The 23,552-nt window shown below is 70.7% G+C and carries 30 protein-coding genes; 15 read left to right on the plus strand and 15 right to left on the minus strand.

Features of this window, described 5'->3' with window-relative positions:
- The first annotated feature begins 81 nt into the window (after positions 1-81).
- Positions 82-714, plus strand: coding sequence for a TetR/AcrR family transcriptional regulator (locus ACH54P_RS05925; RefSeq protein ID WP_489911305.1), 633 nt, complete (start codon positions 82-84; stop codon positions 712-714).
- Here ACH54P_RS05925 and trxA read toward each other — a convergent pair.
- The 8 genes from trxA to ACH54P_RS05965 form a co-directional block, all read right to left on the minus strand.
- On the minus strand, positions 695-1,039 hold the full coding sequence (trxA, locus tag ACH54P_RS05930; protein ID WP_489911306.1) for a thioredoxin: 345 nt from the start codon (positions 1,037-1,039) through the stop codon (positions 695-697). The genes ACH54P_RS05925 and trxA overlap by 20 nt on opposite strands.
- 11 nt (positions 1,040-1,050) lie before the next feature.
- Positions 1,051-1,446 carry a MerR family transcriptional regulator gene (locus tag ACH54P_RS05935; protein ID WP_489911307.1) on the minus strand — a complete coding sequence of 132 codons (396 nt, stop codon included), beginning with the start codon at positions 1,444-1,446 and terminating at the stop codon, positions 1,051-1,053.
- Between the two features lie 41 nt (positions 1,447-1,487).
- Positions 1,488-1,961 (minus strand): bifunctional nuclease family protein, encoded by a 474-nt coding sequence (locus tag ACH54P_RS05940; RefSeq protein WP_009078856.1) that lies wholly within the window; start codon positions 1,959-1,961, stop codon positions 1,488-1,490.
- A 215-nt stretch (positions 1,962-2,176) separates the two neighbouring features.
- Positions 2,177-2,923 carry a transcriptional regulator FtsR gene (gene ftsR, locus ACH54P_RS05945; RefSeq protein WP_489911308.1) on the minus strand — a complete coding sequence of 249 codons (747 nt, stop codon included), beginning with the start codon at positions 2,921-2,923 and terminating at the stop codon, positions 2,177-2,179.
- Positions 2,920-3,390 carry a glycogen accumulation regulator GarA gene (garA, locus tag ACH54P_RS05950; protein WP_348954380.1) on the minus strand — a complete coding sequence of 157 codons (471 nt, stop codon included), beginning with the start codon at positions 3,388-3,390 and terminating at the stop codon, positions 2,920-2,922. The genes ftsR and garA overlap by 4 nt, the downstream gene beginning before the upstream one ends.
- A 136-nt stretch (positions 3,391-3,526) precedes the next feature.
- Entirely contained in the window at positions 3,527-3,910 is a 384-nt protein-coding gene (gene gcvH, locus ACH54P_RS05955; RefSeq protein ID WP_331660181.1) for a glycine cleavage system protein GcvH, read from the minus strand.
- 101 nt (positions 3,911-4,011) lie between these two features.
- Positions 4,012-4,629 carry a cardiolipin synthase ClsA gene (clsA, locus tag ACH54P_RS05960; protein WP_489911309.1) on the minus strand — a complete coding sequence of 206 codons (618 nt, stop codon included), beginning with the start codon at positions 4,627-4,629 and terminating at the stop codon, positions 4,012-4,014.
- Between the two features lie 23 nt (positions 4,630-4,652).
- Complete coding sequence (locus ACH54P_RS05965) at positions 4,653-4,880, minus strand: hypothetical protein (protein WP_489911310.1); 228 nt, start codon at positions 4,878-4,880, stop codon at positions 4,653-4,655.
- Between the two features lie 315 nt (positions 4,881-5,195).
- Between ACH54P_RS05965 and ACH54P_RS05970 the strand changes: the two genes are divergently transcribed.
- Together ACH54P_RS05970 and ACH54P_RS05975 are read left to right on the plus strand one after the other, a co-directional pair.
- On the plus strand, positions 5,196-5,708 hold the full coding sequence (locus tag ACH54P_RS05970) for a hypothetical protein (protein WP_489911311.1): 513 nt from the start codon (positions 5,196-5,198) through the stop codon (positions 5,706-5,708).
- Between the two features lie 33 nt (positions 5,709-5,741).
- Positions 5,742-6,137, plus strand: a complete 396-nt coding sequence (locus ACH54P_RS05975; protein WP_489911312.1) for a hypothetical protein — start codon at positions 5,742-5,744, stop codon at positions 6,135-6,137.
- A gap of 13 nt (positions 6,138-6,150) precedes the next feature.
- On the opposite strand, the gene ACH54P_RS05980 is transcribed toward ACH54P_RS05975, so the two are convergent.
- Positions 6,151-7,854, minus strand: a complete 1,704-nt coding sequence (locus tag ACH54P_RS05980) for an AMP-binding protein (RefSeq protein WP_489911313.1) — start codon at positions 7,852-7,854, stop codon at positions 6,151-6,153.
- 12 nt (positions 7,855-7,866) lie between these two features.
- Complete coding sequence (locus ACH54P_RS05985) at positions 7,867-8,709, minus strand: crotonase/enoyl-CoA hydratase family protein (RefSeq protein WP_489911314.1); 843 nt, start codon at positions 8,707-8,709, stop codon at positions 7,867-7,869.
- Positions 8,710-8,859: 150 nt separating this feature from the next.
- Between ACH54P_RS05985 and ACH54P_RS05990 the strand changes: the two genes are divergently transcribed.
- Together ACH54P_RS05990 and ACH54P_RS05995 are read left to right on the plus strand one after the other, a co-directional pair.
- Positions 8,860-9,741 (plus strand): alpha/beta fold hydrolase, encoded by an 882-nt coding sequence (locus ACH54P_RS05990; RefSeq protein WP_489911315.1) that lies wholly within the window; start codon positions 8,860-8,862, stop codon positions 9,739-9,741.
- A 12-nt stretch (positions 9,742-9,753) separates the two neighbouring features.
- Entirely contained in the window at positions 9,754-10,308 is a 555-nt protein-coding gene (locus tag ACH54P_RS05995; protein WP_489911316.1) for an AAA family ATPase, read from the plus strand.
- A 69-nt stretch (positions 10,309-10,377) separates the two neighbouring features.
- Here ACH54P_RS05995 and cobA read toward each other — a convergent pair whose 3' ends face one another.
- The 5 genes from cobA to rpmB all read right to left on the minus strand — a co-directional run bounded on the left by cobA (position 10,378) and on the right by rpmB (position 12,875).
- Positions 10,378-11,598, minus strand: a complete 1,221-nt coding sequence (gene cobA, locus ACH54P_RS06000; protein ID WP_489911317.1) for a uroporphyrinogen-III C-methyltransferase — start codon at positions 11,596-11,598, stop codon at positions 10,378-10,380.
- Positions 11,599-11,915: 317 nt separating this feature from the next.
- Positions 11,916-12,170, minus strand: a complete 255-nt coding sequence (gene rpsR / locus ACH54P_RS06005) for a 30S ribosomal protein S18 (RefSeq protein WP_489911318.1) — start codon at positions 12,168-12,170, stop codon at positions 11,916-11,918.
- Positions 12,167-12,472, minus strand: coding sequence for a 30S ribosomal protein S14 (gene rpsN / locus ACH54P_RS06010; protein WP_489911319.1), 306 nt, complete (start codon positions 12,470-12,472; stop codon positions 12,167-12,169). Before rpsN ends, rpsR begins: the two co-directional genes overlap by 4 nt.
- Positions 12,472-12,639, minus strand: a complete 168-nt coding sequence (gene rpmG / locus ACH54P_RS06015; RefSeq protein WP_400873181.1) for a 50S ribosomal protein L33 — start codon at positions 12,637-12,639, stop codon at positions 12,472-12,474. Before rpmG ends, rpsN begins: the two co-directional genes overlap by 1 nt.
- A complete protein-coding gene (gene rpmB / locus ACH54P_RS06020; RefSeq protein ID WP_489911320.1) occupies positions 12,639-12,875 on the minus strand; it encodes a 50S ribosomal protein L28 in 237 nt (78 codons plus the stop codon). Before rpmB ends, rpmG begins: the two co-directional genes overlap by 1 nt.
- Before the next feature lie 78 nt (positions 12,876-12,953).
- On the opposite strand from rpmB, the gene mrf reads away from it, so the two are divergent.
- The 10 genes from mrf (at position 12,954) to ACH54P_RS06070 (ending at position 23,062) form a co-directional block, all read left to right on the plus strand.
- The gene (mrf, locus tag ACH54P_RS06025; RefSeq protein WP_489911321.1) at positions 12,954-14,216 is read left to right on the plus strand and encodes a ribosome hibernation factor-recruiting GTPase MRF; all 1,263 of its coding nucleotides are present in this window, start codon (positions 12,954-12,956) and stop codon (positions 14,214-14,216) included.
- Positions 14,213-14,467, plus strand: a complete 255-nt coding sequence (locus tag ACH54P_RS06030) for a type B 50S ribosomal protein L31 (protein WP_489911322.1) — start codon at positions 14,213-14,215, stop codon at positions 14,465-14,467. The genes mrf and ACH54P_RS06030 overlap by 4 nt, the downstream gene beginning before the upstream one ends.
- Positions 14,467-14,619, plus strand: coding sequence for a 50S ribosomal protein L32 (gene rpmF, locus ACH54P_RS06035; RefSeq protein ID WP_489911323.1), 153 nt, complete (start codon positions 14,467-14,469; stop codon positions 14,617-14,619). Before ACH54P_RS06030 ends, rpmF begins: the two co-directional genes overlap by 1 nt.
- The gene (locus ACH54P_RS06040) at positions 14,616-15,671 is read left to right on the plus strand and encodes a GTP-binding protein (RefSeq protein WP_489911324.1); all 1,056 of its coding nucleotides are present in this window, start codon (positions 14,616-14,618) and stop codon (positions 15,669-15,671) included. The genes rpmF and ACH54P_RS06040 overlap by 4 nt, the downstream gene beginning before the upstream one ends.
- A 243-nt stretch (positions 15,672-15,914) precedes the next feature.
- Positions 15,915-16,349, plus strand: a complete 435-nt coding sequence (locus ACH54P_RS06045; protein WP_489911325.1) for a MarR family winged helix-turn-helix transcriptional regulator — start codon at positions 15,915-15,917, stop codon at positions 16,347-16,349.
- A 2-nt stretch (positions 16,350-16,351) separates the two neighbouring features.
- Complete coding sequence (locus ACH54P_RS06050; protein WP_489911326.1) at positions 16,352-18,037, plus strand: MFS transporter; 1,686 nt, start codon at positions 16,352-16,354, stop codon at positions 18,035-18,037.
- Entirely contained in the window at positions 18,034-18,774 is a 741-nt protein-coding gene (locus tag ACH54P_RS06055; RefSeq protein ID WP_489911327.1) for a dienelactone hydrolase family protein, read from the plus strand. The genes ACH54P_RS06050 and ACH54P_RS06055 overlap by 4 nt, the downstream gene beginning before the upstream one ends.
- Positions 18,775-18,785: 11 nt before the next feature.
- Positions 18,786-19,061 (plus strand): DUF6295 family protein, encoded by a 276-nt coding sequence (locus ACH54P_RS06060; protein WP_489911328.1) that lies wholly within the window; start codon positions 18,786-18,788, stop codon positions 19,059-19,061.
- Between the two features lie 159 nt (positions 19,062-19,220).
- Positions 19,221-20,063, plus strand: coding sequence for a hypothetical protein (locus ACH54P_RS06065; RefSeq protein WP_489911329.1), 843 nt, complete (start codon positions 19,221-19,223; stop codon positions 20,061-20,063).
- Between the two features lie 14 nt (positions 20,064-20,077).
- Positions 20,078-23,062, plus strand: coding sequence for an AAA family ATPase (locus tag ACH54P_RS06070; protein WP_489911330.1), 2,985 nt, complete (start codon positions 20,078-20,080; stop codon positions 23,060-23,062).
- Positions 23,063-23,552 lie beyond the last annotated feature (490 nt).

The raw sequence follows: 23,552 nt of genomic DNA on the forward strand, positions 1-23,552 counted from the left end.
CCTTTGAGCCATTCGCCGTACCCCCTACGGCGCGGTTCAAACTTCTTGCGTGGTTTTACTCAGCCGAGTAAATTCTTACTCATGCAAGTAAACACGGACCTCATGGCCGAACTGGGGCTCAGCGTCACCGAGGCCGCCCGCCGCGCGCAGATCGTCGGCGCGACGATCGGGGTCATCAACGACCTCGGCTACCGGAAGACCACGTTCGCCAAGATCAAGGAGCGCGCCGGGCTCAGCAGCACCCGGCTCATCTCGTACCACTTCACCAACAAGGCCGGCTTGATGCAGGCCGTGCTGAGCGCGGTCGTCGAGACGAAGAACGAGTTCCTGGCGTCCCGCACCGGCGGCGGGCTGGACCCGGCGGACCGTCCCGGCTACCTGCGGGCGCACATCGAGACGTCGATCGCGTTCCTGCGGGCGTACCCGGAGTGCGTCCGGGTGCTGACGGAGCTGGCGGCCAACGCCGACGACGCCGACGGCTGGTCGATGACGAAGGTGCTGGTCGACGACATGCGCGTGCACGGCCTGGCCCGCCAGCTCAAGCAGGGCCAGGCCGAGGGCGCGTTCGGCGCGTTCACGCCCGAGGTGATGGCGATGTCGATCGCCCAGGCGATCGACGGGGTGGCCGCCGCCTACGCGGCCGACCCGTCGCTGGACCTGGAGCAGTACGGCCGCGAAGTCGCGGACGCCTTCGTCAAAGCGACGGCGCCTTGAGGGCCCGGTCGAGGCGTTCTTCGATGCGGGCCTTCGGGAACGCGCCGACGATCGTCTCGACCGGCTCGCCGCCCGCGAAGAGGATCATCGTGGGCAGCGACATGACCTGGTAGGAGCGGGTGGTCTCCGGGTTCTCGTCGGCGTTGATCTTGCGGACGGCGAGCTCCCCGGCCCGCTCGGCGGCCAGCTGCGCCAGCACCGGGCCGACCATCCGGCACGGGCCGCACCAGGTGGCCCAGAACTCGACCAGCACGGGGACGTCGCTGCCGAGGACCTCGGCGAACGTCGCGTCGGTGACTTCGGTGACGGCGGTGTTTTCGGGCATGGCGGGCTCCTTCACGGGCGGGGTGCTCCGGGGACGACACACGGATCGGGCGCCTGCCGGGCGAGGGCGCCGGCGAGCTTCGCGGCCAGCTCGGCGCGGATGCCGCCGAGCCTGGCGAGGAGGGCGTCCGCTTCTTCGAGCTTGCGGCGGTAGACCTCGATCGAGCTCGCGCACGCGTCGCCGGTCTCGTGGCCGCTGCGCAGGCAGTCGACGAAGGGCCGGGTCTCCTCGAGGGTCAGGCCGACCGTCTGGAGGGTCAGGATTTCCTTGACCAGCTGGAGGTCGTCCTCGTCGTACTCGCGGTAGCCGTTCGCCGAGCGCCGGGCCGCGAGGAGGCCTTGGTCCTCGTAAAAGCGAAGCGCACGGGTGGTGACACCCGTGCGCCTGGCCAGTTCTCCGATCCGCATGCTTCGACGCTAGACGTTGACGTCCGCGTCAAGGCAAGTTCTCAGGTATCCGCTCCGCGGAAGTCCTCCGGGGAGACCGAGTCGAGGAACTCGCGGAACTTCTCGACCTCGTCCTCCTGCTCGTCCGGGATGATCAGGCCGGCCTCTTCCAGCACCGCGTCCACGGCGTGGATGGGGACGCCGATCCGCAGGGCCAGCGCGACCGAGTCGCTCGGCCGGGCGGACACCCTGATGTCACCGTCGAAGACGAGCTCCGCGAAGAACGTGCCCTCCTTCAGGTCGGTGATGACGACCTGCTCGAGCTCCCGGCCCAGCGCCCCGATGACCTCTTTCAGCAGGTCATGCGTGAGCGGACGGGCGGGGCGGACCCCCTGCTGCTCCAAGGCGATGGCGGTGGCTTCGACCGAGCCGATCCAGATCGGCAGGTACCGTTCACCCTCGGTCTCCCGCAGCAACAAGATCGGCTGATTCGCGGGCAGCTCGACCCGCACACCGACGACGCGCATTTCGCTCATCGGGCTTCGCCTCCCTCTCGTGCACACGGGCTTCAGCGCTGAAACGGCTTCGCGCCGCCACTGTCGACGCTACCCGTCATCCGTGCGCTGTGCTCGCTGTCCGGCTCTCTCGGTTCGCCTGCCGCAAACCCTTGCCCTCACGGTACGGCATGCGGTGCCGAACATTCAGTCATTGACATGGGACCGCAAAGAGGATCTCACTGCCCCGTTGCGGATCAACACCCCGAGACGCCACGGATTCCGGCCTTGACGAGAAGCGTGTGCAGGGTCACGGACAGTGCCGCGAGCTCCCTGACCACCTCGTCGGCCCTCGATTTGGCCTCCGGGTCACGGTGCCGATACACCGGTGTCACGATCTGCTCCAGCAACCCGACCTCGCGGTCGGCCGCGGCGCGGAAGGCACGCAGGTGTCTCGGCTCGATACCGAATTCGGTCATCGCCCGCACCGTCCGCGCGACCAGCACCGCGTCGGGGTCGAAGAACCCCGCCGGGCCGGGCCGGACCAGGCCGTACTGCTGCAGCTCGGCCAGCGCGGCGGCGTCGATGCCCGCCTGCTCCAGGAGCTCCTCCTGGGTCAGGCGCAGCTCCTTGCCCGTGGTGAAGTCCTCCGCCACGGGCAGGCCGACGTTCTCCGCCGGTGCGTCGATCGGCACCAGCCGGCGCGGCGGCCGGGGCAGGTCCGCGACGGGCCCGGCACCCGAGTCCGCCGCGTCCAGCTGCTCCTTGATGACCTTCAACGGGAGGTAGTGGTCCCGCTGGGCGGCCAGGACGAACCTGAGACGCTCCACGTCCGCCGTAGCGAACTGCCGGTACCCCGACGGCGTCCGGCCCGGCTGGACCAGGCCTTCCGCTTCGAGGAACCGGATCTTGGAGATGGTGACATCGGGGAAGTCCCCGCGCAGCTGCGCCAGTACGGCCCCGATGCTCAATCCCTGGTTCTGTGGCCGCCCGGCCGCCGTCACTGCGCCCCCTGGCCCCCGTGCCCCGGGCCGGTCAGGAAGACCAGGCGGAACTTCCCGATCTGGACCTCGTCGCCCCCGGCGAGGACGGCCTGGTCGACCGGCTCGCGGTTGACGTAGGTGCCGTTGAGGCTGCCGACGTCGATGACGACGAACTCGCCGCCCTCACGCCGGAACTCGGCGTGCCGCCGGGAAACCGTGACGTCGTCCAGGAAGATGTCGCTGTCCGGGTGCCGTCCGGCGCTGGTGGTGTCGCGGTCGAGCAGGAACCGCGACCCCGCGTTCGGCCCGCGCTTCACGACCAGCAGGGCCGACCCCGGCGGCAGGGCGTCGACACCCTGGACGGGTGCCTCGGGGGCCGGGGCGGGCTCGTGGCCTTCGGCTTCGGCCAGGAAGTCGGCCCGGAAGACAGAGGTCCGCTCCGGAGACTGCTCCGGGGGAACGCCGCCGGGCCCGTCGTTCGTGCTCACCTGAGCTCTCCTCCACACATGCTGTGTTGCCAGTACTCAAGAACGTGTAGCTGCCAACGTACCGTGCCTGATCGATTCTCCCAGCCCCGGCTCCCCGAACCGGCGCAGTGCCGGTCCGGCGGGGCGGGAACGGGCTTCAGCCCTTGGTCAGCGCGTCGTACGCTTCGGCTTCGAGCAGGGCTTCGAGCCCCGCCGGGTCGTCGAGCCGGATCTCGATCAGCCAGCCCTCGCCGTAGGGGTCGCTGTTGATCAGCTCGGGCGAGTCCGCGACCGCGTCGTTCACCGCGACGACCTCGCCGTCGACCGGCGCGAAGAGCTCGGAGACGCTCTTGGTCGACTCGACCTCGCCGAAGACGTCGCCCGCGCTCACCTGGCGGCCGACCTCGGGCAGGTCGACGAACACGACGTCGCCGAGCTGGTCCTGCGCGTACTCGGTGATGCCCACCCGCACGAGCGTCTCCTCGCGGGTGGCGACCCACTCGTGTTCCTCGGTGTAGCGAAGCTCTTCAGGAGCGGACACCGCCGGTCCCCTTTCATGCCCTCACTGGCGAAAACGTGCTGGGCGAAGTCTTACACCCACACGGCCCAGCCGCCCGCCACGACCCGGGGAAAGCGTCGCGCTCAGTCGCCGGCGGCGCCGCGCAGCGCGTTGCGCGCCTGCACGACGTAGAGGACGCCCGACCAGAGGTAGAGGACGCCGCCCCAGATCGTGAAGGCGTAGCCGATCGGCCGGGCGACCGCCGCGACGTCCGAGCCACCCTGGGTGAGCAGCAGGAACGGGAAGGCGTACATCAGCACGAAGGTCGCACCCTTGCCGATGTAGGTCACCTCCGGCGGGGCGAAGCCGCGGCGGCGCAGCGTCAGGACGCACACCCCGAGCACGGCTTCGCGCACCAGCAGCGGCACCACGACCCACCAGGGGATGATCTCGCGGAGCAGGAACGCGACCAGCGTCGCGAGGATGTACAGGCGGTCGGCCGCCGGGTCGAGCAGCTGCCCCAGCCGGGACATCTGGTTGAGCCAGCGGGCCAGCTTGCCGTCGAGCCAGTCGGTCAGCGCGCTGAAGACCAGCACGGCGAGCGCCCAGCCGTCCTCCTTCGGGCCGAGCAGCAGCCAGAGGAACACCGGCACGCCGGCCAGCCGCAGCAGCGACAGCATGTTGGGGACGTTGAAGGCCTGCCTCAGCAGGGACGGCTCGGCGCTCGCCGGAGCGGCTGGTTCGGGGGCGGCTGTGCTCACAAGAGCTCAGCTTAGAGCGCTGGTCAGCACGCGCGGCGGCGGTGGCTCCAGCCGCGTCGCTGCAGCTCGGCGCTGCTCAGGGCCTCGGGGCGGCCGCGGTAGTCGGTGCCCATCCAGCGGGCGCGGCCGGGACGCGCCTCGAGGACGTACGGGCGGCCGCAGCACCAGACGACGCTGCTCGGGACGGTCGGCGGACGGCACGGTTCGTCGGTGGTGGTGTCTTCGGGGCTGGTCGCAGCGTCGGCGTTCATCGCTCTCACGGGCTCGGGACGGGTGTCGGGGACGGGGGAAGCTCTTCGGCCTCCACCAAGATCTTCGGCTCGCGGGACCGGGATGTTAACCGGGACGGCGGGAATTAGACCGATCGATTCTTGATGACAGCCTGAGGTTTCGGAGCGTGAACGGAATGTTAATCGTCCATTGTGGACGGTATTGTGGCGGCCACCGGACCGGGCCGCCACCCGCCTGGAGTAATCTCCGGCACACCCGTGGGCGAGCCGCTCCGCGGGCCCCCGCCCGGCGGGGCCAGCACGACCCGGCCGGCCGACCGGCGAGGAAGGATCGCGGTGCCCCACCCGACCACCACGAGGACGTGGCGGCCGTTGCTCGCGGCCTGCCTCGCCGTGCCCGCGCTGGCGGCCTGCGCCGCCGAGCAGGGCGCGCCGGCACCCCCGTCCGCACCGCCCGCGACCACCTCCGCGGCGCCCGCGACGACGTCGGCGGGCACGCCTCCCCCGCCGCCCGCCACCGGCGGCTCGTCCGCGCCCGCACCGGCGTCGAAGCCGGCCGGGGCGCCGCCTTCGGTGCCCGGGTCCTGCGGCACGGTGACCGCGGCCAGCGGGCTGACGCTGTACGTGTTCGACAGCGGCTCCGCGGGCGTCAGCTGCGTCGCGGCGACGAAGCTGGTCGGCGACTTCCACCGCAAGATCGCCGGGCGCCAGGGCGCCGGCTCGAACGACGCGGTGAACGAGACCGTCGACGGCTGGCTGTGCACCTCCGGGCCGCCGGCCGCGCAAGGCGGCACCACCTGCACCAAGGGCGAGCAGACGGTCTTCGCGGCCGTCGTCCCGTCCGAGTGACGTCCTCCCGTTCCGTCCGCTCCTGAAGGGCCCATGAAGACACTCGCCTACCCCCTGCTGCTCGTCGCCGCGACCGCCGCTCTGGCCGGTTGCGGCGGCGGTGACCCGGCGCCCGCGGCGCCGTCCCCCGGAGCCCCGCCCGCCGCCGCGGCCGCCGCGGAGTCGACGGCACCGGGCGTGCCGTGCGGCGAAGTCACCGGCTCGGGCGGCGCCAGGACGGCGGTCGTGGCCCACGGCCGGGTGGACTGCGCCGTGGCGACGAAGCTGCTGAAGGACTACTTCGCGAAGCTGACGCCCGCCGAGGCGAACTCGCCCGACGGCCCGGGCCCGGTCGTCCTCGACGAGTGGACGTGCGGCAGCGGCGCCGACGACCCCGTGACGGCGTGCTCCACCGAGGACGGCCGCCAGGTCGAGGGCACCCGCGCCTGACGGCCGCCCCGGGTCAGCCCTTGAGCTCCGGGAAGTCCTCTTCGCGGTACTCGGTGCCTTCGGCCCGCTTCGGGTCGTTCTCCCGCCCCCGCAGCTCGACGCGGCGGATCTTGCCGGAGATCGTCTTCGGCAGGTCCGCGAACTCGAGCCGCCGGATCCGCTTGTACGGCGCCAGGTGCTCGCGGCAGTAGGCGAGGATCGCCTTCGCCGTCTCCGCGGTCGGCTCGTGGCCGGCCGCGAGGACGACGTACGCCTTGGGCACCGCGAGCCGGATCGGGTCGGGGGCCGGGACGACCGCCGCCTCCGCCACCGCGTCGTGCTCGATCAGCACGCTCTCCAGCTCGAACGGCGAGATCCGGTAGTCCGACGCCTTGAACACGTCGTCCGTGCGCCCGACGTAGGTGATGTAGCCGCGCTCGTCGAGCGAACCGACGTCCCCGGTGTGGTAGAAGCCGTTCGCGAACGCGGCCGACGTGCGCTCGTCGTCGTCCGCGTACCCGGTCATCAGGCCGACCGGGCGGTGCTGCAGGTCGAGGCAGATCTCGCCCTCCTGAGCGCGCTCACCGGACACCGGGTCGACCAGCGCCACCACGAACCCGGGCAGCGGGCGGCCCATCGAGCCGGGCACGACGTCCTGACCGGGGGTGTTCGCGATCTGGACGCTGCTTTCGGTCTGGCCGAAGCCGTCGCGGATGGTGACGCCCCACGACTTCCGGACCTGCTCGATGACCTCGGGGTTGAGCGGCTCCCCCGCGCCGACGACCTTCTTCGGCGGCGTCTTCAGCGCCGTCAGGTCGGCCTGGATGAGCATCCGCCACACCGTGGGCGGGGCGCAGAAGCTGGTGATCCCGCACCGGTCCATCTGGGCCATCAGCGCGTTCGCGTCGAAGCGGCTGTAGTTGTAGAGGAACACCGTCGCCTCGGCGTTCCACGGGGCGAAGAAGTTGCTCCACGCGTGCTTCGCCCAGCCGGGCGAGGAGATGTTCAGGTGGACGTCGCCGGGTTCCAGCCCGATCCAGTACATGGTGGACAGGTGGCCCACCGGGTACGAGACGTGCGTGTGCTGCACCAGCTTCGGTTTCGCCGTCGTGCCGGAGGTGAAGTACAGCAGCAGCGGGTCGCCCGCCTGGGTCGGGCCGTCCGGGGTGAACTCGGGCGACTCGGCGAACGCGCTCGCGTACGGGTGCCAGCCCTCGACCGGCTCCCCCACCGCGATCCGCGTGTAGTCACCCTCGACGCCGTCGAACTTCGGCGCGTCCGCCGAGCGGACCACGACGTGCTTCGCCGCGCCGCGCTCCACGCGGTCGGTCAGGTCGGCCGGGCCGAGCAGGGTGGACGCCGGGATGATCACGGCGCCGAGCTTGATCGCGGCGAGGATGGTCTCCCACAGCTCGCCCTGGTTGCCCAGCATGAGGATCAGCCGGTCGCCGCGGCGGACGCCGAGGCGGCGCAGCCAGTTCGCCACCTGGTTGGACCGGCCCGACATCTCCGGGTAGGTCCAGCGGTTCTCGCTGCCGTCCTCCTCGACGATCCACAGCGCGAGCCGCTCCGCGTTGTCGGGATCGTGCGCGACGACGTCGAACCAGTCGATCGCCCAGTTGAACTCGGCGAACTCCGGCCAGGCGAAGTCGCGGTAGGCCGTCTCGTAGTCCTCGCGGTGGGTCTGCAGGTAGTCCCGGGCCACCCGGAACGCGTGGTGGACCTCCGAAGCGGTCACGCTGCCTCCTCGTTACTCGCCCTTGAACTCCGGCGCGCGCCGCTCCATGAACGCCTGGACCGCCTCGCCGAGGTCCTTGCTGGGCAGGAACGCCGAGTTCCAGGCGGCGACGTACCGGAGGCCGTCGGCGACCTGGCGCTCGGTGTTCGCCGCCAGTACCTGCTTCGTACCTTGCACCACGAGCGGCGGGTTCGCAGCGATCTCGCCGGCGAGTTCCCGCGCGGCCGCCAGCAGCGCGTCCTGGTCCGCGTGGACGTCGTTGACGAGCCCGATCTTCTCGGCGCGGGCGGCGTCGATGTCCTTGCCGGTGAGGGCGAGCTCCCGCAGGTGCCCTTCGCCGACGATGGAGGCGAGCCGCTGGAGGCTGCCGAGGTCCGCGACGATGGCGACGCGCACCTCGCGGACGCTGAACTTGGCGTCCGCGCTGGCCAGGCGCACGTCCGCGGCGGCGACGACGTCGACCCCGCCGCCGATGCACCAGCCGGACACGGCCGCGATGACCGGTTTGCGGCATTCCGCGATCGAGCTGACCGCCGCCTGCAGCGACCGGACCTGGTCGAGGAAGGCCGTCCGCGGGCCGGCCAGGCTGTCCCCGCCCAGCATCGGCGCCCAGTCGCCCATCATGGCGGGCAGGTCGAGGCCGTAGGAGAAGTGCTTGCCACTGCCGGTCAGCACCACGGCCCTGACCTGCGGGTCGGCGTCCAGCGCGCGGAACACCAGCGGCAGCTCGCGCCAGAAGTCCGGGCCCATCGCGTTACCCTTGGACGGGCCGAGGAGCGTCACCTCGGCCACGTGGCCGTCGACGTCGACCTTCAGGGAGACGAGGTCGGGCAGACTGTCAGCAGTAGCGGTCATGGGGGTCATCTTGACCCATGCCCGCGGCGAGCCGCCATTGGCACGTTGTCAATTGACGTCATCGTCACTGTCAGGAACCACTGTGCCAACGTGGTCACGGGATGCTTTCCTGAAAGAACCGACGCCACGCCCCGGGGAGGACGGTGGGACATGAGCCCGGCCAGTAGTAGCGCGACCGTGATCGAACCGGAACCCGCGGCGGTGCCGGCCCGGCGGTCGTCCCGCCCGATCGAGCTGACCGGCTCGTTCGACCACGAGGGCCACCGGCTCTGGTACACCGAGTTCGGCAGCGGCGACCGGGTCGTCGTGCTCACGCACGGCATCATGCTGACCCGCCGGATGCACGCCCCGCTGGCGCGCCGGCTGGCCCGCGCCGGCTTCCGCGTCGTCACCCTCGACCTGCTCGGCCACGGCGACTCGGACCGGCCGACCGAGTCGTGGCTGTACTCGATGCCGTCGTTCGCCGAGCAGACGCTGGCGCTGCTCGACCACCTCGAGGTCTCCTCCGCCGTGATCGGCGGGACGTCGCTGGGCGCGAACGTGTCCCTCGAAGTGGCGGTGCTGGCGCCTTCGCGCGCCCGGGGACTGATCGTCGAGATGCCGGTGCTGGACAACGCGATCGTCGCCGGGCTGGTCACGTTCGCGCCGCTGCTGATGGCGGCCCGGTTCCTGCCGGTCACGGTCCAGGCGGTGGCGCTCGCGGCGTCCCTGGTGCCGCACGGCAACCAGTGGGTCGACGTCGTCACGGACACGCTGTCGCAGCGCCCGGCCCCGATGGCGGCGCTGCTGCACGGCGTCCTGTTCGGCCGGATCGCGCCCCCGAAGTCGGTGCGCCGCAAGATCACGACGAGGGCGCTGGTGATCGGCCACCAGGGCGACCCGATCCACCCGTTCGGCGACGCGGACACCCTGGCGGTCGACATGCCGGCGGCGGAGTTCGTCCAGGCCCGCAGCCCGGTCGAGCTCCGGCTCGACCCGACCCGGCTGTCGGACGCGATCCGGGAGTTCGCCGCGAGCTGCTACGAGGAGTGAAAGGCTTCGCCCGTGCCATTGGTGTGGGTGACCGGCAACGCCGGGGTCGGCAAGTCGGCGGTCTGCGCACTCCTCAAGGACCGGGGCGAGGTCGCCGTCGACGCGGACGGGGAGGGCTACCACCACTGGGTGGACCGGACGAGCGGGCAGGTCGTCACCGATCCGCCCGACCCGGTGCCGGCGGGCTGGCTCGGCCGCTTCGGGTGGCGGATCAGCCGCGCGAAGGTCGAGGCCCTGGCGGCGAGGACGTCCGGCGACGTCGCGTTCTTCTGCGGGTGCCCCGAGAACGAAGAGGATGTGGTGGACCTCTTCGACCTCGTGGTCTGCCTGGTGGTCGACGACGAGACCCTCCGGCACCGGCTCCTGACCCGCACCACGAACAGCTTCGGCAAGCACCCGGAGGAGCTGGCGGCGGCCCTCGACGACAACGCGGGCACCGGGTCCGCCTACCGCCGGCTGGGCGCGACGATCGTCGACGGCACCCGGCCGTTGCCCGAAGTCGCCGACGCGATCCTCGCCGCCGCCCGCCGGCTGCGCTCCGGGCCCGGGTCACGGCCTCACGCGTGACTGGCGGGGCATCGCGTCCGGTGCCCCGCTGATCACGCGTGAGGCCCGCGGGATCACGCGTGAGGCCCGTCAGGTCACCGGCGCCAGGCCCGCCACCGGGCCGATCACGATCACCGCGGGCGGGCGGACGCCCGAGGCCGCCGCGTCGGTGACCACCGTGTCCAATGTGGACCGCAGGGTGCGCTGGGTGCGCATCGTGCCGTCCTCGACGATCGCCACCGGGGTGCCGGCCGGGCGGCCGCCGTCCAGGAGGGCCTTCGCGAACTGCGGGAGGCGCTCGACGCCCATCATCAGCACGATCGTGCCGCGCATCTTCGCCAGGAGGTCCCAGTCGACCAGGGACCGGTCGTCGCCGGGGGCGACGTGGCCGGAGACCACCACCACCTCGTGGGCCACGCCGCGGTGGGTCACCGGGACGTCGGCCACCGCCGGCACCGCGAACGCGCTCGTGATGCCCGGGACCATCGTCACCGGGACGCCCGCCTCGACGCAGGCCAGCACCTCCTCGAAGCCGCGGCCGAACAGGTACGGGTCGCCGCCCTTGAGGCGGACGACGAACTTGCCCTCCTTGGCCCGCTCGACCAGCGTGGCGTTGATGACGTCCTGGCTGGCCGCGCGGCCGTACGGGATCTTGGCGGCGTCGACGATCTCGACTTCGGGCGCGAGCTCGTCGAGCAGCTCGCGGGGCGCGAGGCGGTCGACGACCACGACGTCGGCGCGCGACAGCAGCCGCCGTCCGCGCACGGTGATCAGCTCCGGGTCGCCCGGGCCGCCGCCGACCAGGGCCACGCCGGGCAGGCTGCCCTCGGGGTGCGGCTGGCGGCCGTCTTCGATCGTGCCGGCGTGCAGGCCGTCCAGGATCGAGTCGCGCACCGCGGCCGAGCGCAGCGGCTCGCCCCCGGAGAGCACACCGAACAGCAGGCCGCCGTGCCGCCCGGACGCCGGGGTCACGGCGCTGCCGGACTCGCCCTCGTCGGCGCGGACGCAGAACACGCGCTCGCGCTCGGCCTCGGCGCAGACGGCGGCGTTCACGGCCGGATCGTTCGTGCAGGCCAGCGCGTACCAGGCGTCCTTGAGGTCGCCCTCGGTGTAGCGGCGTTCGTGCCAGACGAGCTCGCCCGCGTCCACCATCCCCTGCACCGACGGCGTGGTGTGCGGGGAGACCAGTTCGACGCGGGCACCCGCGCTGATGAGCCGGGGCAGCCGGCGCTGGGCCACGGTGCCGCCACCGATCACCACAACGCGGCGGCCGGTGAGCTGGAGGCCGGAAAGGTAGTGCGGGTCGTCCATAGGCCGGGAGTCTATTTAGGGTTCACCCTCACGCCAGCCCAGCGTGGGTCACGCCACCCGGAAGACCGTCCGCGCGGCAGCGGCGCGCCCTCCGGCACCGGGAACGAGCGACGGCGGCGTCCCGACGGCCACCGCCTCGGCGAACCGTGGACGGCCACCCGGCACGCGGCCGCGGCCGCCGGGTCGATCCAGCCCGGGGGCACCTCGTCGAGGTGGTCGGCAGGGCCGGCGCCTGGCCGGTGGCGGGCAGGACTTCGGGCGGCTGGGCGGGCGTGCCCACGAGCTGATCGCGCGCCCGCCCAGCGTGTGCACCCGGTTCAGTTCGCGCGGCCCGAGGCCGGGTACGGCAGCAGGGCCATCTCGCGCGCGTTCTTGATCGCCGTGGCGATCTGTTTCTGTTGCTGCGGTGTCAGTCCCGTGACGCGGCGGGCGCGGATCTTGCCGCGGTCGGAGATGAACTTGCGCAGCAGGTCGGCGTCCTTCCAGTCGACCTCGGTGATCTTGTTGGCGCGCAACAGGTTCACCTTGCGCTTGGCGGGGCGGTCGCGGTGGGGTTTCGGCATCCGGCTCACCAGCTCGACTTCGTGACGCCCGGCAGCTCGCCGCGGTGGGCGGCCTGCCGCATCTTCACCCGGGACAGCCCGAACTTCCGCAGGTAGCCGCGCGGGCGCCCATCGGCCGTGTCGCGGTTGCGGATGCGGGTCGGGCTCGCGTCGCGCGGCAGCTTCTGCAGCGCGACGACCGCCGCCCCCTTCTCCTCGGCCGACGAGCCCGGCGAGGCGACGACGGCCTTGAGCGCCCGGCGGCGTTCGACGTACCGCGCGGCGATCACCTTCCGCTGCTCGTTCTTCGCGACCTTCGACTTCTTGGCCATCAGCGCTCTTCCTTGAACTCGACGTGCTTGCGCGCCACGGGGTCGTACTTGCGCAGGACCATCCGGTCGGGATCGTTCCGGCGGTTCTTCTTCGTCACGTACGTGTAGCCGGTGCCCGCGGTGGACCGCAGCTTGACGACCGGCCGGACGTCGGTGCTCTTCGCCATCAGAGTTTCACCCCCTTCGCCTTCAGTTCGGCGACGACCGCGTCGATGCCGCGCTTGTCGATCGTCTTCATGCCCTTGACGGAGACGCGCAGCCGCACCCAGCGGCCCTCGCCCGGCACGAAGTACCGGCGGCTCTGCAGGTTCGGCTCCCACCGCCGGGACGTGCGGCGGTGCGAGTGCGAGACCTGCTTGCCGTAGCCCGGCTTGCGGCCGGTGACCTGGCACACGGCGGACACGGACCCTCCCGAGTTGGTAGTGGTTATCATTGTCATCTACTCTACGCACCGTACCCCGCCCGCATTCCTGGAGCCACCGTGACCCCCCAGCAGACCCCTCGTCCCCGCGTCCCGCTCGTCCTCGTGAGCGGCCTCGCCCCGGGACCGAACGCCACGCTCGCCGAGCTGCTGCGGGCCGCCGCGCCGGGCACCGCCGTCGTGCACCACGACCTGCGCGAGATCCACTCCGGTGTCGTCCACCGACGGCTGCGGCTCGGCGAGCGCGACGAGCTGAGCGTGCTCGAACTCGCGCACGGCTGCGTGTCCTGCACCCTGCGGGAGGACCTGCTCCCCCTGCTGCGGCGGCTGGCCCGGCGCCCGGAGGTGACCCGGATCGTCGTCCGGCTCGACGAGGCCATGGAGCCCGAACCGGTGAGCTGGGCGCTCCGGAACGTCCTCGTCGGCGACCACCCGGTGAGCGACGACGTCGACCTGCGGGCGGTGCTCGCCGTCGTCGACTGCGCGACCTGGCTCGCCGACGCCACCGGCGACGACGTGCTGGCCGAACGGAACCTGCAGGCCGGCCCGGAGGACGAGCGCACCGTCGCGCAGGTCGCGCTGTCCCAGGTCGAGTTCGCCGACGTCCTCGTGCTGGCCGGCGCGGCCACCGACGCGTGGACCGCGGCGAAGGCGGCCGCCGTGCTCGACCGGGTCGCGCCGTCGGTCCCGCGCGTGGAGCTGGGCCGGATCGACGGGCACAGCGTGCTCGACGCCGTCCCGGCGAACGCGCGCCGCGGCGAGGTCACCGACATGCACGGCGCCCTGCTGCGCGGCGAGCCGCCGGTGCACGTCGACTGCGGCATCGGCCTGGTCACGTTCACCGCCCAGCGGCCGTTCCACCCCGAACGGCTGCACGACGCGCTCGACGTCCTGCTCGACGGCGTCGTCCGCACCCGCGGGCGGGCGTGGGTGGCCAGCCAGCCCGACGTGGCGTTCTGGATCGAGTCGGCCGGCGGCGGGCTGGGGATCGGCCACGCCGGGCCGTGGCTCGCGGCGCCGGACGGTCCGGAGTGGACGGACGTCTCCCCGGAACGCCGCACCCTGGCGTCCCTGCGCTGGGACCCGGTGCACGGCGACCGGGCGCAGGAGCTCGTCATCGTGACCGACCAGACAACGCCCGACGAGATCGACGCGGCCCTGCGCGGCGCTCTACTGACCGACGAAGAACTGATCGCCGGCCCGGCGGAGTGGCAGCGCTACCCCGACCCGTTCGGCGACTGGCACGAAGAGCCGTGCGAGGACACCGAGACCGACCCGGCGCGGCACGACGCGACCGCGGCGAACCGAAAGGAAGACCAGTGAAGACCGGCATCCACCCCGACTACCACCCCGTGGTGTTCAAGGACTCGTCCACCGGCGACGCGTTCCTGACCCGCTCCACCATCACCTCCGACAAGACGATCGAGTGGTCCGACGGCCGGACCTACCCGCTGGTCGTGGTCGACATCAGCGCGTGGTCGCACCCGTTCTGGACCGGCACCCAGCGGATCATGGACAGCGCCGGCCAGGTCGAGAAGTTCCACCGCCGCTACGGGAAGCGGGGGACGCGCTGATGGCCGTCCCGAAGCGCAAGACTTCCCGCAGCAACACGCGGTCGCGGCGGTCGCAGTGGAAGGCCGCCGCGCCTGCCCTGGTGCCGATCAAGGTCGACGGCGAGGTCCAGCTGGTGCCGCGTCGCCTCATGAAGCACTTCCACCAGCGGTGAGCGTTCCGGTCACCGTGCTCTCGGGCTTCCTCGGCGCGGGCAAGACGACCCTGCTCAACCACATCCTCGCGAACCGGTCGGGGGTGCGGGTCGCGGTGATCGTCAACGACATGAGCGAGGTCAACATCGACGCCGCCCTCGTGCGCTCGCAGGAGCGGCTGGTCGAGCTGACCAACGGGTGCATCTGCTGCACCTTGCGGGAGGACCTCCTCGAGGAGGTGGCGGCGCTGTGCGCGGACGACCGCTTCGACCACGTGCTGATCGAGTCGAGCGGGATCTCCGAGCCGATGCCGGTGGCCGCGACGTTCACGTTCCTGGAGTCCGTCGCCCACCTCGACACCATGGTGACGGTGGTGGACGCGGCGAACTTCGCCCGCGAACTGGCGACCGGCGACGCACTGGTGGAGCGCCGGCTGGACCAGTACGAAGACGACGAGCGGACGGTCAGCGACCTGCTGGTCGACCAGGTCGAGTTCGCCGACGTCCTGCTGCTCAACAAGACCGACCTGGTCTCGGCCGCCGAGCTGGACCGGCTCGTGGCGACGCTGCGGCGGCTCAACCCGGCCGCCGACGTCGTCACGGGCCGCTTCGGCGAGGTGCCCCTCGACCGCGTCTTCGGGACCGGCCGGTACGACCCGGTCAAGGCGCGGGAGGCGCCGGGCTGGGTGGCCGAGCTGAACGGCGACCACGTCCCGGAGACCGAGGAGTACGGCATCTCCAGCGTGGTGTTCCGCGCGGAGCGGGCGTTCGACCCGGCGGCGCTGTGGGACTTCGTGACGCGGCGGTTCGATTCCGGCGAGTTCGGGACCGTGCTGCGGTCCAAGGGGTTCTTCGCGCTGGCGTCCCGGCCCGGGGTGACCGGGCTGTGGTCGCAGGCGGGCGCGGTGGCGCGGTTCGAACCGCAGGGGGTCGCCGCGACACCGCGTCAGGAGCTGGTGTTCATCGGCGTCGACCTCGCCGGGGAGGCCCTCCTGACGGCCCTGCACGACTGCCTCGGCGAGGCCACCGGACCGGACCCGTTCCCGGAGTGGGGCCCGGTCCACGTCCACTAGTGGTTGTCGTAGTGGTCTTCGCGGGTCGCGTGGCGGTGCCCGTCGTGCAGGTGGTCGACGTGGTCGCCGTGGGGCACCGCCACGTGGCCGCAGCCTTCGCCGTGGGTTCTCCTCCGGGATATGTCCGCTTCGGACGCTGATCCCCGTGTCCGCGCCGGGCCGGGCGAAAGCTCCCGGCTCACCCGTTGGCAGCCGGTCCGTCCGAGTTGATCAACCCCGCTTTATCAGTCTAGGTTGACGATCGTGCCGGACGAAGACCTCCTGCAGGCGAGCACCGACCTCCGCGTCGCCCTCGGCCGGCTGGTCCGGCGGCTGCGGCAGGGCTACGTCGTCGGCGAACTGACCCTGCCCGAGCGCTCGGTCCTGTCCCGGCTCGACCGGGAGGGCCCGGCCACCCCGGGCTGCCTCGCCGACCTCGAACGCGTCAAGCCGCAGGCCATGGGCGTCACTCTCGCCGGGCTGGTCGGCCGCGGGCTCGTCGAACGGCGCAAGGACGCCTCCGACGGCCGCAAGGTGCTGATGTCGGTCACCGAAGCCGGTGTCCGGCTGCTCACCGACCGCCGTTCGCGGACGACGGAGAAGATGGCGACCGCGCTGGCCGAGAAGTTCACCGCGGCCGAGCAGCGCGAGCTGATCGCGGCCATCCCGCTGATCGAGCGGCTGGCGGACGAGCTGTGACCGTGACCGGAGCCCCGAGCCGCTACAAGTGGGTCGCGCTCTCGAACACCACGCTCGGTGTGCTGATGTCGGCGCTCGACGGCTCGATCGTGATCATCTCGCTGCCGGCGATCTTCCGCGGCATCGGCCTCGACCCGCTGGCCCCGGGCAACATCGGCTACCTGCTCTGGATGATCCTCGGCTACCTGCTGGTGCAGGCCGTGCTGGTGGTGACGCTCGGGCGGCTCGGCGACATGTTCGGCCGGGTCAAGATGTACAACCTCGGCTTCGTCGTGTTCAGCGCCGCGTCCGTGGCCCTGTCGTTCGACCCGTTCCACGCCGGCGGCGGCGCGCTGTGGCTGATCGGCTGGCGGGTCGTGCAGGCCGTCGGCGGGTCGATGCTCACGGCGAACTCCGCGGCGATCCTCACCGACGCGTTCCCGGCCGAGCAGCGCGGCATGGCGCTGGGCGTCAACCAGATCACCGCGCTGGCCGGGCAGTTCCTCGGCCTGGTTGTCGGCGGGCTGCTCGCCGAGATCGACTGGCGCGCGGTGTTCTGGGTGAGCGTCCCGTTCGGGCTGCTCGGCACGGTCTGGTCGATCCGCAGCCTCCGCGAGACCGGCACGCCCACGCGCGCCAAGATCGACTGGGGCGGCAACGTCACGTTCGCCGCGGGGACCGCGCTGCTGCTCGCCGGGATCACCTACGGCATCCAGCCCTACGGCGGCGGGGCGACCGGCTGGGGCAACCCGTGGGTGCTCGGCGGCATCGGCGCCGGCGTCCTGCTGCTCCTGCTGTTCGGGGTTGTCGAGACGCGGGTCGCCGCGCCGATGTTCCAGCTGCGGCTGTTCCGGATCCGCGCGTTCGCCGCGGGCAACCTCGCCGCGCTGCTCACTTCGGTCGCCCGTGGTGGCATGCAGTTCATGCTCATCATCTGGCTGCAGGGGATCTGGCTGCCCCTGCACGGCTACGACTACGAGCGGACGCCGCTGTGGGCCGGGATCCACCTGCTGCCGCTGACCGTCGGGTTCCTCGTCGCCGGCCCGGTGTCGGGCTACCTGTCCGACCGGTTCGGGGCCCGCTCCCTGGCCACCGGCGGCCTGCTCCTCGTCGCCGCGGCGTTCCTCGGCCTGCTCGCGCTGCCCGTGGACTTCGCGTACCCGGCGTTCGCGGCCCTGCTCGTCGTCAGCGGGATCGGCCAAGGCATGTTCGCCGCGCCGAACACGTCGGCGATCATGAGCAGCGTCCCGGCCGGGCAGCGCGGGGTCGCGTCCGGCATGCGGGCGACGTTCCAGAACTCCGGGACGTCGCTGTCGATCGGTGTCTTCTTCTCGCTGATGATCGCCGGGCTCGCTTCGTCGCTGCCGCAGACGCTCACCGGCGGCCTGCAGGCCCACGGCGTCCCGGCGACCGTCGCGGACGGTGTCGCGCAGCTGCCGCCGGTGAGCACGCTGTTCGCCGCGTTCCTCGGCAGCAACCCGGTCGGGCACCTGCTCGGCCCGGGTGTCCTTTCCGGACTCTCGCCCGCGGACCGGGCGACGCTCACCGGCGGCGAGTTCTTCCCGCGGCTGGTGTCCGGGCCGTTCCACCACGGCCTCGTGGTCGTGTTCACCGCGGCCGCGGCGATGGCCGTCGTCGCCGCGGTGGCGTCCGCCTCGCGCGGCGCCCGCGCCGTCCGCACCCCCGAGGAACCGAAGGAGAACCGATGACCGACGAGATCGTCGCCGGGACCGTCCCCATCACCGGCCACGGCGGGGACGAGCTCGAGGCCTACCTGGCCAAGCCGACCGACCCGGCCCCGCGCGGCGGGGTCGTGGTGATCCACCACTTCCCCGGCTACGACCGGGCGACCAAGGAGATGGTGCGCCGCTTCGCCGTCGGGGGCTACAACGCGATCTGCCCGAACCTGTACACCCGCGAAGCGCCGGGCGCGGACCCGGACGACGCGGCCGCGACGGTCCGCGCGGCCGGCGGTGTCCCGGACGACCGCCTGGTCGGCGACGTCTCGGGCGCGGCGGACTACCTTCGCGCCCTGGAAAACGCGAACGGCCGGGTCGGGGTGATCGGGCATTGCTCGGGCGGGCGCCAGGCGTTCCTGGCCGCCTGTTCCCTGGACCTCGACGCGGCGATCGACTGCTACGGCGCGTTCGTCGTCGACAACCCGCCGGCGGCCATGAAGACGATGAAGCCACTGCTCGGCCTGGCACCGCAGCTGTCGTGCCCTCTGCTGGGCATGTTCGGCGCCGACGACCAGTCCCCCGGCCCCGACGAGGTCGCCGTCCTGGCGGCGGAGCTGGAGAAGCTGGGCAAGGAGCACGAGTTCCACACGTACGCGGACGCCGGCCACGCGTTCTTCGCCGTCGACCGCCCGAGCTACCGTCCCGAAGCCGCGAAGGACGGCTGGGAACGGATCTTCGCCTTCTGCGCCCGCACGCTCGCCGCCTGAGAGGACCCGCCATGTGCACTTACCTGACCGAGAAGTTCGCCCTCGACGGCAGCAGCGGCAAGGGCGCCGGCGGCTGGTTCCGGCTCAACGAGGGCACCGTGTACGTCGACCACCCGGTCCACGCGCCGTACGCGCACACGGTGAACATCGACTTCCGCAACCCGGGCCTCGGCGCGTCGGCGCGCGTGGCGCTGGAGCTGACGGAAGAGGACGCACTGGCCCTGGCGGACGCGATCCACGCGGCGATCAGGTCGGCCCCGGCGGGGCTGGCTTCCCGGAACCAGTAGCCATTCGTGTTCGCGCTGCACAGGCGGAGGACGGCTATCAGTGAATAGCACGCTCCGAGTAGGCTTCGACCGGCTGCGGGGCGGCACCTTGCACTCAGACCCACCGCAGGAAAAAATGGCGTGACCGCAGACACCCGGTCGGTGGCCGCAGGAGGTGCGATGACGCGGATTGTCATGACTCACGGGATCGGCCATCAGAACCGGCCCAGGAACGTGACCAGGACCTCCTGGTACGCAGCGCTCGCCCGCGGACTGGATGACAGTCACTGTCCTCCGATCAGGCCCGAAGACATCGAGGTGGTGCACTACGGAAACTGCTTCCGCGCACGTGGCGGCAAGTCCGATACCGAGGGGGAAGACGAAAGCGCCCCGCCCCTACGCGCTGCCGACGTCGGGGACGGCTTCCAGTTCGAATTCCTGCAAACCGTCGCTCGAGGATTCGGGAACAGCGCGGGAACGGACTCCGGGAAAGTCTACCTTCCCCAGGTTGTACAGTCACTGATTCGGCGCATGCAGGACAGTGAATTCGTCCCCGATGCGCTCCAGAACACGGTCGTGTGGTTCGTCCGACAGGTCGACCGCTATCTCACCGACGACCAGTTGCGCGCCCGGATCCAGAACCGTCTCGCCGCCGCAGTCACATCGAGGACCAGAGTCCTCGTCGCGCATTCACTCGGCAGTGTGGTGGCGTACGAGGGGCTGCTGGCGAACCCGGAGTGGCAGATCGACACCTTTGTCACGCTGGGATCACCGCTGGGGATGCGAGTGGTCAACCAGCGGATCCGGCCGCGGGTGACCACCAAGGGGTCAATGCCCGCCGTGCGCCGGTGGGTCAACGTCGCCGCGCACGAAGACGGCGTCGCGTCGGTGAAAAACCTCGATACCGTCTTTGGCAACGTCGAGGATCAAGTGATCAGCAACGGCAGGCGACGCGCCCACGATGTCACACGTTATCTCACTTCCGCGGAGGCCTGCGAGGCGATCTCCCAGGGCCTCGGCTGACTACGGCGGGCCCGATGGAGACGATGCGCTATCTGGTTGCCGGCACAGCCACCTATCCCAGATCCGGCGGCAGGCTCCAAAAACTCCACAAGGTAGGTGACGAGCTGGCGATCGTCGCCGGGACACTCGAAGCCAACGGGGGAAAAGCGGTCGCGGGCGGCGGACTCGACCCCGACAGCAGAGCAGTCACGAAGGCGATAGCGGACGCCGTGGCCGAACAGACGACTCGCCCTCTCGTCGTGTACTTGAGTGGCCACGGCGTCAGTATGGACCCATCACAATACTACCTGTGTACGCACGATACGGTGCCGCAGCTCGGTATGTGGGGAAGCACCGCCATCTCTTCGGTCGAGCTCGCCTCCGTGCTTCGAGGCCTCAAAGGGCGTCAAGCGGTCGTAATCATCGACGCGTGCTACTCGGAGGCAGCGCTGGAAGCGACGACGCTGATGTCGTTGCTGGCGGCCCAAACGGACGGTCATCGCCCCGAAGTTCATCTCGTCGCGGCGGCCGCTCGTGCCGAGGAGGCCCTTCAGCTTGCCTTCGCCGAGGCGTTGCACGACGCGCTTTACAGACCGGCTGTCGGGCGCAGTCAGAGGTACCTGCGGATCCCGGCGATCGTCGATCAGATCAACCGAGCCTTCGACGAAAAACAGTTCGCGAACTGGGCACCCATCGGACCGCAGGTAAGCGATTGTCGCGTGTTCGTCAACCCGCTCTACAGCGGTCCGCCGCAGCCGGTCACCGACCGGACGCTCGGAATGTTCACCGGCCGAGCACGGGCGCTCGACCAGCTGCGGTTGTTCCACTTGCGTGCGCCCGAGATCGGGTCCGTTGCCGCGCTGTGCGTCACCGGGGCCTCCGGATCGGGGAAGTCGACGCTAGTCACCCACTTCCACCGAATGGCCAAGGATCGGCCGCAGATCCGCTGCGTGCTTGTCGACGCATACCGGCGGCATTGGCGGGATGTCGTTGACGACATCCAGGACCGGTTAGAGCTCGACCGCCAACACCCAGACGGGGGAGCAGTCGAGGCGCTACTCCAGTACGACAAACCGGTCACCTTGTTCCTCGACGGTGTGGACGTACTCGAGGACGACCAACCCGACTTGCTCGTCGACAAGGTCCTAGTGCCGCTCGCCGAGCGATCGGTCACGCTCAGGCTGGTGCTCAGCGCCGTTCGGCTGCCCGAAAGGCTACAGGGTCTCGCCGTTACCGTGGACCTCGACAGCGACGCGTACTTCGAGCGGAACGACCTAGTGGACTTCACCGCGGAGGTGCTGGCCTCGGATGACGAGAACCACTTCGACAGCCGCGCGGAGCTGATGGTCGTGGCTCGGAGAATTGCGGACCGCTCCGGCAGGTCCTTTCGCAGAGCCGAGATGCTCGCTCGATTCGGCGTGCACCACAAGGAGACCGACGTGCCGAACGCGCTCGCCAACCTGCGCACTGAGTTCAGTCGGCGCGGTCTCGACCCCGAGTCGAACGTCGGCCTGCTGACTCCGTTGGCTTTCGCGGAAGGACCCGGAATCCCGGATTTCACGCTGTGGCTGAACGTGGCACGACGGTCGACCGGAACCGGCTACTCCGCGTCGGACCTCGGTCAACTGCTGGACGCATTGCGCGATGTCGTTGTCACCGAGGCGTATGCTCAGCCCGAGCAAGCGTGCTGGCGGCTGGAGAACACGTCTATGGCCGAAGAGCTCGTCGCCGCGGGCAACGGCCGTTCCATGCACGAGGCGTTCACCGACACGCTGCTCGCGGCGCTCACCCACGGCGAGCAAGCATCACCAGTGTGGGAGCGAGCGGACGAGTACACGAGGCGTCACCTCGTGATTCACGCTCGCAAAGCCGGCCGGTTGCCGGATCTGCTCGATGATCCGGGGTTCCTCCTGACCACCGATGTGTCACGGGCGCGGCGCGCTCTGTTCGTGGAGGACTCCGACAAAAGCACCGTTGTCCGGAAGATCCTCGAAAGGCTGGCAAACCCGCGCGGGGGAGCAAGCGCCGATCGGGCCGCCCAGCTCTGTTACCTCGCCAGGGTCAACGGATTGGACGATCTGGCGGACCGAGCCGAGCGGTTGGACTGTGCGTGGCGAACGACTTGGGCGGCGCACGGCAGCCCGCCGGCACGGGTTTTTGCCTCGTGGGAGAGCAACGGGCAGCAAGTACTCGTCATCGGGGGTGCCGACGGATCAGTCCGCCTTCACCGGCTGGGCGACGGATCGACCACGCCGTTGAACGAGCTCATGCCCGCGATGATCACCGGGCTCGCCGTCGGCATCGTGGCTGGCCGCCTCCAGGCGCTGGTGGGAGCGTTCGACGGCTCCGTTCGCTTGTATGACCTGCGTGCCGGAACGGCAACGCGGATCGTCGACGCCGGGCCATCGGTGATCGGGTGCGCAATAGTCCCGGACGGGCTGGTGGTCGCCTCCGACCGTGGCTGGTCGCTCTACCCCCACAGCGGGAAGGAGCCCATTCGGTACCTCGACACGGGCGACGAGCAGTTCACCGCGTTCGCCTGCGGGGCTGTGAACGACGAGCCCGTTGTGGCCCTCGGAGGTTCACCGCAGCTGGTGGGCTGGAGCATCCGAACGGGAGAAGAGGTCCGGGTTGGGGCCGCGTCGATCGTGCGCGACAGGGTCAAAAGGCGCCGCCCGACTGCACTGGCGATCTGTGCACGCACTGGCGCGGTCGTGGTCGGCGCGCTCGACGGCACTGTCCGTGTCACGTCGGTCGCCGGCGAGGACCGGCTACTGCACCGCCACGAAGCAGAGGTCTCGGCCGCCGCGGTGATCCAAGACGGCAACGATCTCGTCGTGGCGTCCGCAGGCCACGACGGAGTGGTCCACCGGACACCCCTGAGCGCCGCCAAGCCGACCGTGACCATGCACTTGGGCGAGCAGATCACCGCGATGGCGGGCGCCATCGGTTGGATCGCGCTGGCGACACCATCGCTCGGCGGAGCCATCATCCGCTGGGACCCTTCTCACAAGGTTTAGACTGTGCCGTTCCGGTCCGGCGGGAAGGCACAGGAATGGACGAAATCAACAGTGTTGGAGTTTACGAGCGAGTCTGCTTTGGCCTCCACGCCCTGAACTCCGTGCTCCCCGACGACGATCTTTACGTCGATCCTCCTGCCCTGACTGAACTCATTCACCACGTCGGTGCGGAAATCGCCAGAATGTCACCGGACCAAGCTCTCCCGGCGTGGCTGCTCCGAATCGGTGTCGGCTCGTTGCAAGACCAATACATCGACGAAGCCGCACATCCTCATCTCGACGACGTGGTCAAGCGGCTGACTTCGGCGGACCTCATCGAAGAACTGGACCGGATCGCGCAACACCCGGCGACCTCGGATGCCACCCAACTTCCGGAACTGTCGATGCGGTCGGCGCTGTGGACACCGATCTGGCGCACGGGCTGGCCAAGTGCGCTTTTCGTAACCCTGGTGCCCGAGTTCGATGCCGAGACCGACACCGCGCAGGCGGC

The organism is Amycolatopsis sp. N2S4-7 (assembly GCF_058119595.1).

What these genes read in the sequence shown, in the direction of transcription:
- ACH54P_RS06055 (WP_489911327.1), top strand. Translation starts at nt 18,034, where the DNA reads ATGACCGACGAGATCGTCGCCGGGACCGTCCCCATCACCGGCCACGGC.
- rpmG (WP_400873181.1), bottom strand. Translation starts at nt 12,639, where the DNA reads ATGGCGAAGAGCACCGACGTCCGGCCGGTCGTCAAGCTGCGGTCCACC.
- rpmF (WP_489911323.1), top strand. Translation starts at nt 14,467, where the DNA reads ATGGCCGTCCCGAAGCGCAAGACTTCCCGCAGCAACACGCGGTCGCGG.
- trxA (WP_489911306.1), bottom strand. Translation starts at nt 1,039, where the DNA reads ATGCCCGAAAACACCGCCGTCACCGAAGTCACCGACGCGACGTTCGCC.
- ACH54P_RS05940 (WP_009078856.1), bottom strand. Translation starts at nt 1,961, where the DNA reads ATGAGCGAAATGCGCGTCGTCGGTGTGCGGGTCGAGCTGCCCGCGAAT.
- ACH54P_RS06060 (WP_489911328.1), top strand. Translation starts at nt 18,786, where the DNA reads ATGTGCACTTACCTGACCGAGAAGTTCGCCCTCGACGGCAGCAGCGGC.
- ACH54P_RS05985 (WP_489911314.1), bottom strand. Translation starts at nt 8,709, where the DNA reads ATGACCGCTACTGCTGACAGTCTGCCCGACCTCGTCTCCCTGAAGGTC.
- rpsN (WP_489911319.1), bottom strand. Translation starts at nt 12,472, where the DNA reads ATGGCCAAGAAGTCGAAGGTCGCGAAGAACGAGCAGCGGAAGGTGATC.
- ACH54P_RS05990 (WP_489911315.1), top strand. Translation starts at nt 8,860, where the DNA reads ATGAGCCCGGCCAGTAGTAGCGCGACCGTGATCGAACCGGAACCCGCG.
- ACH54P_RS05935 (WP_489911307.1), bottom strand. Translation starts at nt 1,446, where the DNA reads ATGCGGATCGGAGAACTGGCCAGGCGCACGGGTGTCACCACCCGTGCG.
- ACH54P_RS05965 (WP_489911310.1), bottom strand. Translation starts at nt 4,880, where the DNA reads ATGAACGCCGACGCTGCGACCAGCCCCGAAGACACCACCACCGACGAA.
- cobA (WP_489911317.1), bottom strand. Translation starts at nt 11,598, where the DNA reads ATGGACGACCCGCACTACCTTTCCGGCCTCCAGCTCACCGGCCGCCGC.
- ACH54P_RS05925 (WP_489911305.1), top strand. Translation starts at nt 82, where the DNA reads ATGCAAGTAAACACGGACCTCATGGCCGAACTGGGGCTCAGCGTCACC.
- ACH54P_RS05975 (WP_489911312.1), top strand. Translation starts at nt 5,742, where the DNA reads ATGAAGACACTCGCCTACCCCCTGCTGCTCGTCGCCGCGACCGCCGCT.
- ACH54P_RS06065 (WP_489911329.1), top strand. Translation starts at nt 19,221, where the DNA reads ATGACGCGGATTGTCATGACTCACGGGATCGGCCATCAGAACCGGCCC.
- ACH54P_RS06070 (WP_489911330.1), top strand. Translation starts at nt 20,078, where the DNA reads ATGGAGACGATGCGCTATCTGGTTGCCGGCACAGCCACCTATCCCAGA.